At 70.3% G+C, this 13,121-nt stretch carries 9 protein-coding genes; 3 read left to right on the top strand and 6 right to left on the bottom strand.

Annotated features, from left to right (window positions below):
• Positions 1 to 102: 102 nt before the first annotated feature.
• Entirely contained in the window at positions 103 to 2,328 is a 2,226-nt protein-coding gene (locus BM333_RS04175; RefSeq protein WP_092307680.1) for an RNA degradosome polyphosphate kinase, read from the top strand.
• Positions 2,328 to 3,836 carry a Ppx/GppA phosphatase family protein gene (locus BM333_RS04170; RefSeq protein WP_092307678.1) on the top strand — a complete coding sequence of 503 codons (1,509 nt, stop codon included), beginning with the start codon at positions 2,328 to 2,330 and terminating at the stop codon, positions 3,834 to 3,836. Before BM333_RS04175 ends, BM333_RS04170 begins: the two co-directional genes overlap by 1 nt.
• On the opposite strand, the gene BM333_RS04165 is transcribed toward BM333_RS04170, so the two are convergent.
• The 3 genes from BM333_RS04165 to BM333_RS04155 form a co-directional block, all read right to left on the bottom strand.
• Positions 3,833 to 4,381: a hypothetical protein gene (locus BM333_RS04165; RefSeq protein WP_092307676.1), complete on the bottom strand. Its 549-nt coding sequence runs from the start codon at positions 4,379 to 4,381 to the stop codon at positions 3,833 to 3,835. The two genes, BM333_RS04170 and BM333_RS04165, sit on opposite strands and share 4 nt — an antisense overlap.
• A gap of 64 nt (positions 4,382 to 4,445) precedes the next feature.
• Entirely contained in the window at positions 4,446 to 5,078 is a 633-nt protein-coding gene (locus BM333_RS04160) for a methyltransferase family protein (protein WP_092307674.1), read from the bottom strand.
• 73 nt (positions 5,079 to 5,151) lie between these two features.
• On the bottom strand, positions 5,152 to 6,108 hold the full coding sequence (locus tag BM333_RS04155; RefSeq protein WP_092307672.1) for a M28 family peptidase: 957 nt from the start codon (positions 6,106 to 6,108) through the stop codon (positions 5,152 to 5,154).
• A gap of 125 nt (positions 6,109 to 6,233) precedes the next feature.
• Here BM333_RS04155 and ligA point away from each other — a divergent pair, with 125 nt between their 5' ends.
• Positions 6,234 to 8,573, top strand: a complete 2,340-nt coding sequence (gene ligA, locus BM333_RS04150; protein ID WP_092307670.1) for an NAD-dependent DNA ligase LigA — start codon at positions 6,234 to 6,236, stop codon at positions 8,571 to 8,573.
• On the opposite strand, the gene BM333_RS04145 is transcribed toward ligA, so the two are convergent.
• The 3 genes from BM333_RS04145 to BM333_RS04135 all read right to left on the bottom strand — a co-directional run bounded on the left by BM333_RS04145 (position 8,570) and on the right by BM333_RS04135 (position 12,986).
• Positions 8,570 to 9,559, bottom strand: coding sequence for an aldo/keto reductase (locus BM333_RS04145; RefSeq protein ID WP_092307668.1), 990 nt, complete (start codon positions 9,557 to 9,559; stop codon positions 8,570 to 8,572). The two genes, ligA and BM333_RS04145, sit on opposite strands and share 4 nt — an antisense overlap.
• A 72-nt stretch (positions 9,560 to 9,631) precedes the next feature.
• Complete coding sequence (locus BM333_RS04140; protein WP_092307666.1) at positions 9,632 to 11,446, bottom strand: aminopeptidase P family protein; 1,815 nt, start codon at positions 11,444 to 11,446, stop codon at positions 9,632 to 9,634.
• Positions 11,447 to 11,510: 64 nt separating this feature from the next.
• On the bottom strand, positions 11,511 to 12,986 hold the full coding sequence (locus BM333_RS04135; RefSeq protein ID WP_092307664.1) for a leucyl aminopeptidase: 1,476 nt from the start codon (positions 12,984 to 12,986) through the stop codon (positions 11,511 to 11,513).
• Between the last annotated feature and the right edge of the window lie 135 nt (positions 12,987 to 13,121).

Here is a 13,121-nt window from a genome sequence, read left to right as displayed (position 1 = left end):
GTCCGTCCACGGAGCAAGCGCCGGCCGGTCCCCGCGACCGGCCGGCGTCTTCGCGTCCGGAGCAAGGTTGCAGCCGCTCGCCCGCCGGGCCAGAAGCGAAGCATGAGCGACGCGGCCATCAGCGACGACACCTCCGGCGCGGAGGTCCCCTCCTCCCGCGCGCCGCAGCTTCACCTCTCCGAAGAGCTGATGGCTTCGCCTGCCCGGTTCTTCAATCGCGAGATCTCGTGGCTGGCCTTCAACGGCCGTGTGCTGGAGGAGGCCGCCAACCCGGCCCACCCGCTGCTCGAGCGGCTGCGTTTCCTGTCCATCTCGGCCAACAATCTGGACGAGTTCTTCATGACCCGGGTCGCCGGCCTCAAGGGCCAGGTCCGGGAGCGTGTGCGAGTGGTGTCGGCCGACGGGCTGACGCCGCAGGAGACCCTGGACCGGGTGAACCGCGCCGCCGGCGGTCTGATGGCGGAGCAGCAGCGACGCTGGCGCCGACTGCGCAAGGAGCTGGCGTCCGCCGGCATCGATGTCGTCGATGTAGGCCGCATCACCCGCACCGAACGCGAGCGGCTGGAGCCGGAGTTTCTCAGCCAGCTGTTCGCTGTGCTCACGCCGATGGCGATCGATCCGGCGCACCCCTTTCCCTTCCTGCCCAACCTCGGCTTCTCGCTGGCCCTGAAGGTCAAGCGCCGCAGCGACGGTCGGGTTCTCTACGCCCTGGTGCCGGTGCCCACCCAGGTGAAGCGCTTCTGGCCGTTGGCGACAGACGGGCGCTCCACGCCGGGCCGCAGGCGCTTCGTCACCCTCGAAAGCCTGCTCACCCTTTTCATCGACCACCTGTTCCCCGGTTGCGACGTGCTGGAGCGCGGCGTGTTCCGGCTGATCCGGGACTCCGATATCGAGATCGAGGAGGAGGCCGAGGATCTGGTGATGGAGTTCGAGGAGGCGCTGAAGCAGCGTCGCCTGGGCTCGGTCGTGCGCATCAAGATCGAGGCCTCGATGCCCGACGATCTGCGCTCCTTCATCACCGGCCAGCTGGAGGCGGCGCCCGAGGACATCGTCGTCGTCGACGGCATGCTCGGCCTCGCCCAGCTCGCCGAGCTGATTCCGGGCGGGCATCCGGATCTCAAGTTTCCGGGCTACGAGCCGCGCTACCCGGAACGCGTCCGCGACCACGGCGGCGACATCTTCGCCGCTGTCCGCGAGAAGGACATGCTGATCCACCACCCGTTCGAGAGCTTCGACGTGGTGGTGCAGTTCCTGCGGCAGGCGGCCCGCGATCCGCACGTCATCGCCATCAAGCAGACCCTCTATCGCACGTCGAAGGACAGCCCGATCGTCGCCGCCCTGATCGAGGCGGCCGAGAACGGCAAGAACGTCACCGCTCTCGTGGAGTTGAAGGCGCGCTTTGACGAAGAGGCCAACCTGCGCTGGGCCCGGGCCATGGAACGGGCCGGGGTGCACGTCGTGTTCGGCTTCGTCGAGTACAAGACCCACGCCAAGCTAAGCGTGGTGGTGCGGCGCGAGGGGGAGTCGTTGCGCACCTACTGCCACTTCGGCACGGGCAACTATCACCCGATCACCGCCCGCATCTACACGGACCTGAGTCTGTTCAGCTGCGACCCGACGCTCGCCCGCGACGCCACGCGGGTGTTCAACTATATCACCGGCTACGCCCAGCCGGACGAGCTCGAGGCGCTGGTCGTCTCTCCGCTCAACATGAAACGCACCCTGATCGACCTGATCGGGCGCGAGATGGCCGCGGCGGCGCAGGGCAAGCCGGCCGCCATCTGGGCCAAGGTCAACGCGCTGGTCGATCCCGAGGTCATCGACGCCCTCTACCGGGCCAGTCAGTGGGGCGTCCGCATCGAACTGGTGGTGCGCGGCATCTGCTGCCTCCGACCGGGCGTGGAGGGACTGAGCGAGAACATCCGGGTGAAGTCGATCGTCGGCCGCTTTCTCGAGCACAGCCGGGTCGTCGCGTTCGCCCACGGCCGCGACCTGCCTCACGACCGGGCGCTGGTGTTCATCGCCTCGGCCGACTGGATGCCCCGGAACCTCGACCGCCGGGTCGAACTGATGACGCCTGTGCGCAACGCCACCGTCCACGACCAGGTGCTGGACCAGATCATGGTCGCCAACCTGAAGGATGACGCCCAGAGCTGGCTGCTGGAGCCGGACGGCGCCTACCGCCGGGTGGTTCCGCTCGATCCGGAGCGGCCGTTCTCCGCGCACCGCTACTTCATGACCAATCCAAGCCTCTCCGGCCGGGGTCGCAAGGTGAAGACACTGCCTGCGCAACTCCGCTACGACCGGCCAGAGCGGAAGAAGCGCTGATGCCTGACGTTCCCGGCTCTGCGCCCGGCGCGCCGCGCGACGTGGCCGCCATCGACATCGGCTCGAACTCGATCCGTCTCGTGCTCTACCGGCTGGAAGGGCGCGCCATCTGGACGGTCTTCAACGAGAAGGTGCTGGCCGGACTCGGTCGTGACCTCACGCGCACCGGCCGCCTGGCGGTGGACGGGGTCGAGCAGGCGCTCATCGCCCTGAAGCGGTTCGCGGCCGTGCTGGAAGGCGTGCAGCCCTCCCACGCCTTCGTCGCGGCGACGGCCGCGGTCCGTGAGGCTGAGGACGGGGCCGACTTCTGCGCCCGCGTGGCGGCGGAGACAGGCCTCCAGGTGCAGGTGCTGTCGGGCGAGGAAGAAGCCCGCCGCGCCGCCCTCGGGGTGCTGGCCGGGATTCCGGATGCTGCGGGGATCGTCGGCGACCTCGGCGGCTCCAGTCTCGAGCTCGTGCCGATCAGCGAGGGCAATGTCGGGCGCGGCGTCACCCTGCCGCTTGGCCCGTTCTCGCTGGGCGACACCCTGAGCCTCGAAGTCCGCCGCAGCGAGATCGCCTCACGCCTCGGCCCCGCGAGCGACTTCCGCGCGGACACCCTCTACGCCGTCGGCGGCGCCTGGCGCACGCTCGCCCAGGCGCATATGAGCCTGACGGGCTACCCGCTCCACATCCTGCACCAGTACCAGATGGGCGCCGCCGAAGCCCGCGAGACCGCCCGTCTGATCGCGCGGCAATCGCGGGAATCGCTCGAGAAGTGGCCGGGGCTGACGAAGAAGCGGGCAGAGACCCTGCCGCACGCCTCGCTCGTGCTGGAAGGTCTGATCGATCGGCTCGGTCTGAAGCGTATCGTGCTCTCCGCCTGGGGCGTGCGTGAGGGGCTGCTGTACGACGCGCTGGACCCGGAGACGGCGGCTGCCGACCCTCTGCTCGCCGGCTGCACGGCACTGGGCGCCCGGCAGGGCGTGTCGCCGGCCCTGCCCGGCGTGCTGAACGCCTGGATCGCCCCGATGCTTGAAGCCCTCCCCGTCTCGTTTTCGCCAGGGCGAGACGCCGTGCTGACCGACGCCGCCTGCCGGCTGGCCGACATCGGGGCGCGCCTCCATCCGGACCACAGGATAGAACTGGCCTTCGACCAGGTGCTGCGGGCGCCGGTGCCCGGTCAGACCCATGCCGAGCGGGCCTGGCTGGCGATGGCGATCAACGCCCGTTACGGCGGGCCGGGGGCGACGCCCTCGCCCGAGCTTGTCCGCCGCCTGCTGACAGACGAGCAGCGCCGGTCGGCCCGCGCCGTCGGTCTCGCCATTCGCATGGCCTGCGATCTCTCCGGTCGCTCGCCCCAGCTGCTCGCCAACGCCAATGCCGACGTGCGCGGAGGACGACTGATCCTCTCGGCCGCAGATGGCTACGCCGACGTCCTGTTGGGCGAACAGACCCGAAAGCGCGGGAAGGCCGCGGCCGAGGCGCTGGGCCTGAAGCTGGAGATCGATGGCCGGACGGCGACCTAATCGCCCATCCACCAGCGGAGGCGCACGGCCCTGGGCGCCGCGTCGCCGACCTTGAGCGAGCCGGTCATCACCACCCCCTCATCGCCAAGATTGCGCCGGGACGTGGCCAGCGCGCCCTGGTCCATGCGGCCGTCGAAGATCACCCGCCCCAGTTCGGCGGCGCGCCCCTCGAACCGCACCTGCACGTCGTCCACGGCGTAGACGGTGGGCAGCACCCGCACCGAGACGCTGCGCGCCTCGCCGAGTTCGGTCTGCACCATGGGGCTGGTCACGTCGTCGAACACCAGCATGACCGGCGCGAAGGTCGGGCTGCGCTCGCCCCCTTCCCACGTCCCGAACTCGGCCGACTGCCCGACGAACAGGTGCTCGAACGACCACTGGCCGAAGCGCGTTTCGTCCATCGGCATGTAGTAGCCGGAGATGTCGCCGGCGGCGTTGTAGGCGAACGACTCGGCCGGCGTCGCCGGAGCGGAGGCGCGGTCGGTCCCGCCGTCGCACGCGGCGAGCCCCAGCAGCAGGACGGCGAGACAGGCGAGACGGCGCATGGGGAATCTCCGGCGGACGACGGACGATACCCAACACGTCGGGGCGCCCGTGTCACGCCCCGGCTCAGGGGAGGTGGGCGAACACCCGGAGCCAGTGAGCCGCCTGTCCGGCGTCGATCAGCTCGAACAGCGGGATGGCGAGGAGGAAAACGAGACCGTCGCGGATCGTCAGCAGAAACAGCGACGGCCGGACCGTCAGCTGATCCTCGTCGCGCCACAGCGAAAACCGGGGCCAGAACCGCGGCGTGCGCGCCTTGTAGCTCCGGTAGGTTTCACCGAACTCCCGCTCCAGGAAAGCTTCCTCCCGGCGCACCGTCAGGGAGAACACCAGCAGGGCGACGATGACGAACAGCAGGGCGATGGTCACGCTGCCGCTCTGGGCCCCGATCCCGAACGCGCCGACGAAGCTGAACAGGTAAAGCGGATTGCGGGTGATCGAATACGGGCCGCGGTCGACGATCTCGGCCTTCTTGCGCCCGCCGATATAGAGCGAACACCACGCCCGGCCGACGATCGAGATGATCATGGCGACGAAGCCGGCCAGTTCGACCCGTTCGTGCCATGCGCCGTCGACGCCGCCGATGGACTGACTGACCAGAGACAATCCGACCAGGCCGATCAGCCCCGCGAGCACCGCGGCCTTCCGGATCTTCTGGACGGTTCCGAGGTCGAGAGCGGACGGCGTCAGAGTGGTCATGCGCAGGTCTCCGCACGCACCGTGACGGCAGGGCGGTGACCTTTTCAAGGCCTGTGTTCGCGACCGAAAGGCGTTAGCGGTCCAGCGCCCTGTCCAGCGCCCGGAAGGAGTCGATGGCCAGTCGCGTCGAGCTCGTGAAAACCCCGGGATCGATCCGCTCGAAGTCGTCGGACGGCCGGTGGTAGTCGGGGTGGTAGTTTACGCCCAGGTACAGGAAGGGCAGCCCGGCGCGGTGGAAGGCGGCATGGTCGGAAGCCTCGACCCAGTTGTCCTCGCCGGTGTCCTGCGGCGTGTCCTTTCCGAAGGCCAGGGCCACCGCCCCCTGGGCCGGCAGCGCCTCGAGGATCGGCCGGAACTGCGGGTGCTGGTAGGTGCCCGTGACCCACAGCTTGCCGTCGGTCTCGGCGCGGGCGGTCATGTCGAAGTTCAGGTTCATGGCGATGGAGCTGAGCGGGAAAGGCGGCGCCTCGACGAAATGCCGGGCGCCCAGCAGGCCGCGCTCCTCGCCGTCAAGCGCCACGAACAGGACGCTATGCTCCGGCGCCTCGCGCTTCAGCTCGGCCGCCAGCGCGAGCATCGTCGCCACCCCCGAGGCGTTGTCGTCGGCGCCGTTGTAGATCTGGCCGCCATGCGCGCCGACGTGATCGTAGTGAGCGGTGACCACGATGTAGCGATCGGCCGCGCGCGTCCCCCGCACCAGCCCGAGCACGTTGACGCCGTTCCAGGTCTTCGCCCCCTCGCGGCTGCGGCCGGTCATCTCCCAAGGCTGCAGCCGTCCCATCATCGGGGCCTCGACGCCCAGCGCCTCCATCCGGCCGACGATATAGGCGCGCGCCGCCTCGCCCCCCGCCGATCCGGTGTCGCGACCCTGCATCTCGTCCGAAGCCAGCACGCGGACATCTTCAAGCAGCTGGGCCTGGAAGGCCGGCGGCTGCGGCGTCGCCGGCGGCATGACGGCCGGAGCGGCGCATCCGGCCAGCAGAAGGGCTGCGGCGACGGACGACAGCGTCAGGCGACGATACGAAAACATGGCGACTCCTCGGGACCGGCCGGGGACGCTAGCGGGCGACGGCCGCCAGGTCAGATTAACTCTCTGTCATGGCTCCGTCCCTCCGCGCCGGGTGTTAGAAGCAGGGCGCGAATCCGGAGCGATGCATGTCCGACAAGCCTGTCGACCAGTTGAGCGAAAGCGAGGCCCGCGCCGAGCTGGACCGCCTGACCGCGGCCCTCCGCCACCACGACGCGCTCTACTACCGCCACGACGCGCCGGAGATCTCGGACGCCGCGTACGACGCGCTCAAGCGCCGGGCGCTGGAGATCGAGGACCGCTTCCCCGACCTGACCACCGCCGAGTCGCCGTCACAGGCGGTCGGCGCCGCTGTCGCCGCCCAGTTCGCGCCGGTGCGGCACGGCGTGCCCATGCTGTCGCTCGACAACGCCTTCGCGCCGGAGGAGGTGACCGACTTCGTCGCCCGCATCCGCCGCTTTCTGAAGCTGGCGGGCGACGAGCCTGTGGCCTTCGTGGCCGAGCCCAAGATCGACGGCCTGTCCGCCAGCCTGCGCTACGAGAACGGGGTGCTGGTCACCGGGGCCACCCGCGGCGACGGGCGCACCGGCGAGGACGTGACCGCCAACCTGCGGACCCTCGACGACATTCCCGACCGCCTCGCCGGCTCCGGCTGGCCGTCGGTGGTGGAGGTGCGCGGCGAGGTCTACGCTCCCAACGACGCCTTCGACGCTTTCAACGCCGCCGCCGAGGCGGCGGGAGCCCGCACCTACGCCAACCCGCGCAACTTCGCCGCCGGCTCCCTGCGCCAGAAGGACCCCGCCATCACCGCGACGCGCCCCCTGCGCTTTTTCGCCTATGCGTGGGGCGAGACCTCGCAACCGATCGCCGGGACGCAATGGGAGGCGCTGCAGATCCTTCGCGCCTGGGGTTTCCCGGTCAACGACCGTTCCGAGCGGGTCGAGGAGGCTGCCGGCCTGATGGCGATCTACGACCGCCTGCAGACCGACCGCGCCCGGCTCGGCTACGATATCGACGGCGTCGTCTACAAGGTCGACCGACTGGACTGGCAGTCCCGCCTCGGCTTCGTCGCCCGCACGCCGCGCTGGGCCGTGGCGCACAAATTCCCTGCCCAGCAGGCCCAGACGGTGCTCGAAGGCATCGACATCCAGGTCGGCCGCACCGGCTCGCACACACCAGTCGCCCGCCTCCGTCCGGTCACCGTCGGCGGCGTGGTCGTCCGCAACGCCACCCTGCACAACGCCGACGAGATCGCCCGGCTCGACGTTCGCCTTGGAGACACGGTGACCCTGCAGCGCGCCGGCGACGTCATCCCGCAGATCCTCGGCGTGGTGGACCCGGACCGCCCTGACCGCGGCGAGCCCTACGACTTCCCGCACATCTGCGCCTGTCCGCTGAAGACCCCTCTGGTCAAGGAGACCACTGCCGCGGGGGTGGAGTCTGTCGTGCGGCGCTGCACCGGCGAACTGGCCTGTCCCTTCCAGCGCATCGAGCACCTCAAGCACTTCGCCAGCCGCCGCGCCTTCGACATCGAGGGCCTCGGCGAGAAGCAGTTGATCGCTTTCCACGAGCGCGGCTGGATCCGCGAGCCTGCCGACATCTTCCGCCTCGCCCGCGACGAGGCCCGACTGGCCGAGCTGCGCGCCGAGGAGGGCTACGGCGAAACCAGCGTGCGCAATCTGGTGGCCGGCATCGACGCCCGCCGGACGATCGCCCTCGACCGCTTCATCTACGGCCTCGGCGTGCGCGACATCGGCGAGCAGACCTCGCTCGTCCTCGCCCGCGCCTTCGAGACCTGGCCGGCCTTCGAGGCCGCCTGCGTCGCCGCCGCCTCGGGTGTGCCGTCCGAGGCGTGGACGCGACTGGCCGAGGCTCACGCTATCTCGCCTCGCGTGCTCCACGCTCTCGCCGCCGCCCGCCCGCCGACGACCGACCCCTGGCCCGAGGCCCCGCTGGACCAGAAGATCGCCCTCGCCTTTCCCGGTCTCGCGGCCCCGGCGCGGCGGTCGCTCGCCGGGCTCGCCGCGGACTGGGGCGGCCTCGTCGAGCTGGCGCGGATCGCGCGCGAGGAGGGTCCGTCGGACGCCCTCGGCCAGATCGCAGGGGTGGCCGGCGTCGGCCCTGTCGCCGCCCGGGCGCTGGCCCTGTTCTTCCGCGAGCCGCACAACCGCGCCATGGTCGACGCCCTCGTCGCCGAGCTGGATCGCATCGAGGACGCCGAGCGACCGAAGACCGACACCGCCGTCGCCGGCAAGACCGTGGTCTTCACCGGCGCGCTCGAGCGCTTCACTCGCGACGAGGCCAAGGCGCGCGCCGAGAGTCTCGGCGCCAAGGTCTCCGGCTCGGTCTCGAAAAAGACCGACTACCTCGTCGCCGGCCCCGGCGCAGGCTCCAAGCTCGCCGACGCGCAGAAGCACGGCGTGAAGGTCCTCACCGAGGACGAATGGCTGGCGCTGATCGGCGGCTAGCGGTTCAGCGCCGCCCGCGCCGCCTCGGCGTAGCGATGTCCCGATGCTGCGCCCTTGGGAAACACGGCCTCGATGCGGGCGAGGTCCTCGGGCGTCAGCACAATCTCCGTCGCGGCGACGTTCTCCTCCAGCGTGCGGATGCGCCGCGTGCCGGGGATCGGCACGAGGTGCGGCCCTTGCGCCAGCACCCAGGCCAGGGCCAGCTGGGCGGCGGTCACGCCCCTGTCGGCGGCGATGCCCTTCACCGCCTCCACAAGGTCGAGGTTCCTCTGGAAGTTTTCGCCCTGGAAGCGCGGATTGGAGCGGCGGAAGTCGTCGGGGGCGAGATCGTCGACCGAGCGGATTTCGCCGGACAGGAAGCCGCGGCCGAGCGGGCTGTAGGGCACGAAGCCGATGCCCAGTTCCTCGCAGAGGCCGAGCAGTCCGTCCTCGGGCTCGCGGCTCCACAGCGAATATTCGGTCTGCAGGGCGGTGATCGGATGAGTGGCGTGGCCGCGACGGAGGGTTTCGGGCGCGGCCTCGGACAGGCCGAGGAAGCGGACCTTGCCCTCGGCGACCAGCTCGGCCATGGCGCCGACGGTGTCCTCGATCGGCGTGTTCGGGTCGACGCGGTGCAGATAGTAGAGGTCGACGTGGTCGACCCCGAGCCGCGTGAGGCTGCCCTCGATGGCGCGGCGGACGTTTGCGGGCGAACCGTCGACGGCCAGGGCCGTACGGTCGGCGTTGTAGCCGATGCCGAATTTGGTGGCGATGAAAGCCTTGTCGCGGCGACCGGCCAGGGCCTTGCCGACCTGGATCTCGTTGGTGTGCGGGCCGTACATCTCGGCGGTGTCGAAGAAGGTGACGCCGAGGTCGAGGGCGCGGTGGATCACCGCCGTCGCCTGCGCCTCGTCCGAGGCCTGTCCGTAGAAGGCCGCCATGCCCATGCAGCCGAGGCCGATGGCCGAAACCTCAGGACCCGAACGGCCCAGCTTGCGCGTCTTCATGAGCGCATCTCCTGAATGTGTGGGAGCCGGCGGCGCGTCCGCCGGCGCACGGGAGATGGGCGCCGTTCGGCCTTAATTCAAGGGCGCGCAGGCCCGCTCCAGCCACGCCCTGGCCTCGCCGTCCAGCAGCGGCCCCACCTTCGCCAGCGTCTCGGCGTGGTAGGCGTCGACGTAGGCCCGCTCATCGGCCGTCAACAGCCCGGCGTCGATCAGCCTGCGGTCCAGCGGCGCGAAGGTCAGCTGCTCGAAGCCGTGCATCGGCCGCTCGCCGCCCGGGATGGGCTCGGGCGGGGTGACCACCTGGAGGGTCTCGATGCGGATGCCCCAGTGGCCCTCGCGGTAGTAGCCGGGCTCGTTGGACAGGATCATGCCGGTCAGCAGCGGCTGGGTGTTGACCATCTTGGCGATCCGCTGCGGCCCCTCGTGCACGCCCAGATAGCTGCCCACGCCGTGGCCGGTGCCGTGATCGTAGTCGAAGCCCTGCATCCACAGCGGCAGCCGCGCCAGGGCGTCGAGCTGATGGCCGGTCGTGCCGGCGGGGAAGCGCACCGTCGCCATGGCGATATGCCCCTTCAACACCAGGGTGAACATGCGCCGCTGGTCGGCCGAGGGCTCGCCCACGGCCATGGTCCGGGTCACATCGGTGGTGCCGTCCAGATACTGGCCGCCGCCGTCGACCAGCAGCAGGCTGCCCTTCTCGATGCGGCGGATCTTCGCCCCCACCGGCTTGTAGTGCGGCAGGGCGCCGTTCGGCCCCGCCCCGGCGATGGTATCGAAGGACAGGTCCTTCAGCGCGCCGGTCTGTTCGCGGAAGCGCTCCAGCGTCTCGGCGATCTCGCGCTCGTCCGGCAGGGTGTCCTGCGCGATCGTGTCGACCCAGTGCAGGAAGCGGCTCAGCGCCGCCCCATCGCGAACGTGCGCCTGCCGGCTACCCTCGATCTCGACCGGGTTCTTCGTCGCGCGCGGCAGGGTGCAGGGGTCCATGCCCCGCACCACGTCGGCCCCGGCCGCCGTCAGCCGGTCGAAATACCAGGCCGACGACTGGGCCGGATCGACCAGCACCTTGCGGCCCTTCAGCGACTCCAGCGCGCCGTCCAGCGCCTCCGGCGCCTCCAGCTGCACCGCGTCGCCCAGCCAGCCGGGCAGTTCGTTGGTGACCTTGCGCGGATCGAGGAACAGTCGCGCCGACCCGTCCGCCTCGACCACCGCCTGTCCCAGCGGCAGGGGCGTCCGGATGACGTCGCCGCCCCGGATGTTGAACAGCCAGGCGACGGACGCGGGCGCCGTCAGGACAGCGGCGTCCGCTCCCTTCTCGCGGATGGCTGCGCCGATGCGCGCCCGCTTCGAGGCGTTGGACTCGCCTGTGTAGCGGTCGTCGTGAGGGACGGCTGGTGCGGCCGGCTGGGCGGGGCGCGCCTCGCCCCAGGCGAGGTCCAGGGGATTGGCGTCGAGGGGCCGCAGCGTCGCCCCCGCCTTCTCCGCCGCCTGCTTCAGCGAGGCCAGGGCGTCGGGGCTGTGCAGCCGCGGATCGTAGCCGATGACCGACCCGGCCGGGACGGCCTCCAGCCAGCGGGCGAGGCCGTTGTCCTCCAACGCATGGATTTCGAACTGCGCGGGGTCGACCTGCGCCCTGACCTGCACCGTGTATCGGCCGTCCGCGAAGATCGCCGCCCGATCCTTCAGCACCACGCCGGCGCCGGCTGAGCCGGTGAAGCCGCTGATCCAGGCCAGTCGCTCATTGGCGTCCGGCAGATACTCGTTCTGGTGCTCGTCCTCGTGCGGAACCAGCAGGCCGTCGAGGCCCTGCTCGGCCATCTTCGCCCGCAGGAGGGGCAGGTGCTTCGCCGCAAAGGTCGGGTCGGTGGTTTCGTCGAAGGATTGGCGCATGGGCGAGCCATAGCACCGTGCCCACGAAAAAGGGGAGAGGCGACCGCCCCTCCCCTCCACTTCGTCAGACCTCGTAGCGGTCAGCCACCATCCGGTCGAGGGTCCGGACCCCCCACCCGACCGCACCGTCAGGGACGGTGGGGTTCTTGCTGTCCTTGACCCAGGCGGTCGGCGCGATGTCGATGTGGGCCCACGGCACGCCGTTGGTGAAGCGCTGCAGGAACAGGGCGGCGGTGATCGATCCGCCGGCGCGACCGTTGCCGGTGTTCTTCACGTCCGCGATCGGGCTGTCGATGTGACGCTCGTAAGCCGCCGGAATCGGCATCCGCCAGACATTCTCGCCGACCTTCGGCGCCGCCTCGACGATGGCGCCCGCCACCTCGTCCGAATTCGAAAAGACGCCGGCGTACTCCAGACCCAGCGACACGATCATGGCGCCGGTCAGGGTCGCCAGGTCGATCATGAACTTCGGCTTGAAGCGTTCCTGGGTGTACCAGAGGCAGTCGGCCAGCACGAGGCGACCCTCGGCGTCGGTGTTCAGCACCTCGACCGACTGACCCGACAGCGACATGACCACGTCGCCCGGACGCTGCGCCTTGCCGTCGGGCATGTTCTCCACCAGGCCCAGCACGCCGACGGCGTTCACCTTCGCCTTGCGACCCGCCAGTGCGTGCATGAGGCCGGCCACGGCGGCGGCGCCCCCCATGTCCCACTTCATCTCCTCCATGCCGTCGGCCGGCTTGATCGAGATGCCGCCCGTGTCGAAGCAGACACCCTTGCCGACGAAGGCGATCGGCGCGTCGCCGGCCTTTCCGCCGTTCCACTTCATGATCGCGACCTGGCTCTCGCGCTCGCTGCCTTGACCCACGGCCAACAGGGTGCGGAAGCCCAGCTTCTCCAGCTCGGGTTCGCCGAGGATCTCGACCTCGAGGCCCAGCGTCTCCAGCGCCTTGACCCGCCGGGCGAACTCGGCCGGGTACAGGACGTTGGCCGGCTCGCTGACCAGATCGCGCGAGAATTCGACCGCCGCGGCCACGGCCGCGAAGGCGTCGTAGGCGGCGCGGGCGGCGTCCACATCGGCCGCAACGACCCGGATCGTCTCGATCGACGGCGTCTTCTCCGGCTTCAGCGTCGTCCGGTACTTGAGGAACCGATAGCCGGCGAGACGCGCGGCGAAGGCGGCCCGCGCGGCCTGGTCCGCGCTGAGGTGCGCGGCGTCGATGGTCAGGACCTTGGCGCCGGACATCTTGACCGCCTGGTAGGCGGCCCCGGCGGCGGCCTCGAGCGCGAGATCGTCGAACTTCTCAGCCTCGCCTGCCCCGGTGAGAACCACAGTCTGCGCGTCCACGCCCGCGGGAGCCGCGACAATCAGGGTGCTGTTGGAGCCGCCGGTGAACCGGCTGGCGTTCATCGCCCGCGTCAACGCGCCCGAGCCCGCCTGGTCGAGCTGGCCGCCCGCGCCGCACAGCTTGCGACCTTCATTGACCAGCACCGCCAGGACCTCGGCGGCGCCCGCGGACGCAACAAACTCGATATTCATCTACAGCTCCCGCCGGGATGTACGCCCCGGTCTTGCGCGATTGGGCAATGGGCGCGCGGTTTCACCGGCGCGACTGGCTGTGTATTAGATGCGCTCCCGCACCGCCACCCGCAACCGGGCGATTTCCTGCCGCGC

It is taken from the genome of Brevundimonas viscosa (assembly GCF_900116065.1).
Classification (GTDB): Bacteria; Pseudomonadota; Alphaproteobacteria; order Caulobacterales; family Caulobacteraceae; genus Brevundimonas; species Brevundimonas viscosa.
This window is presented reverse-complemented; position numbering and strand designations above follow the sequence as displayed.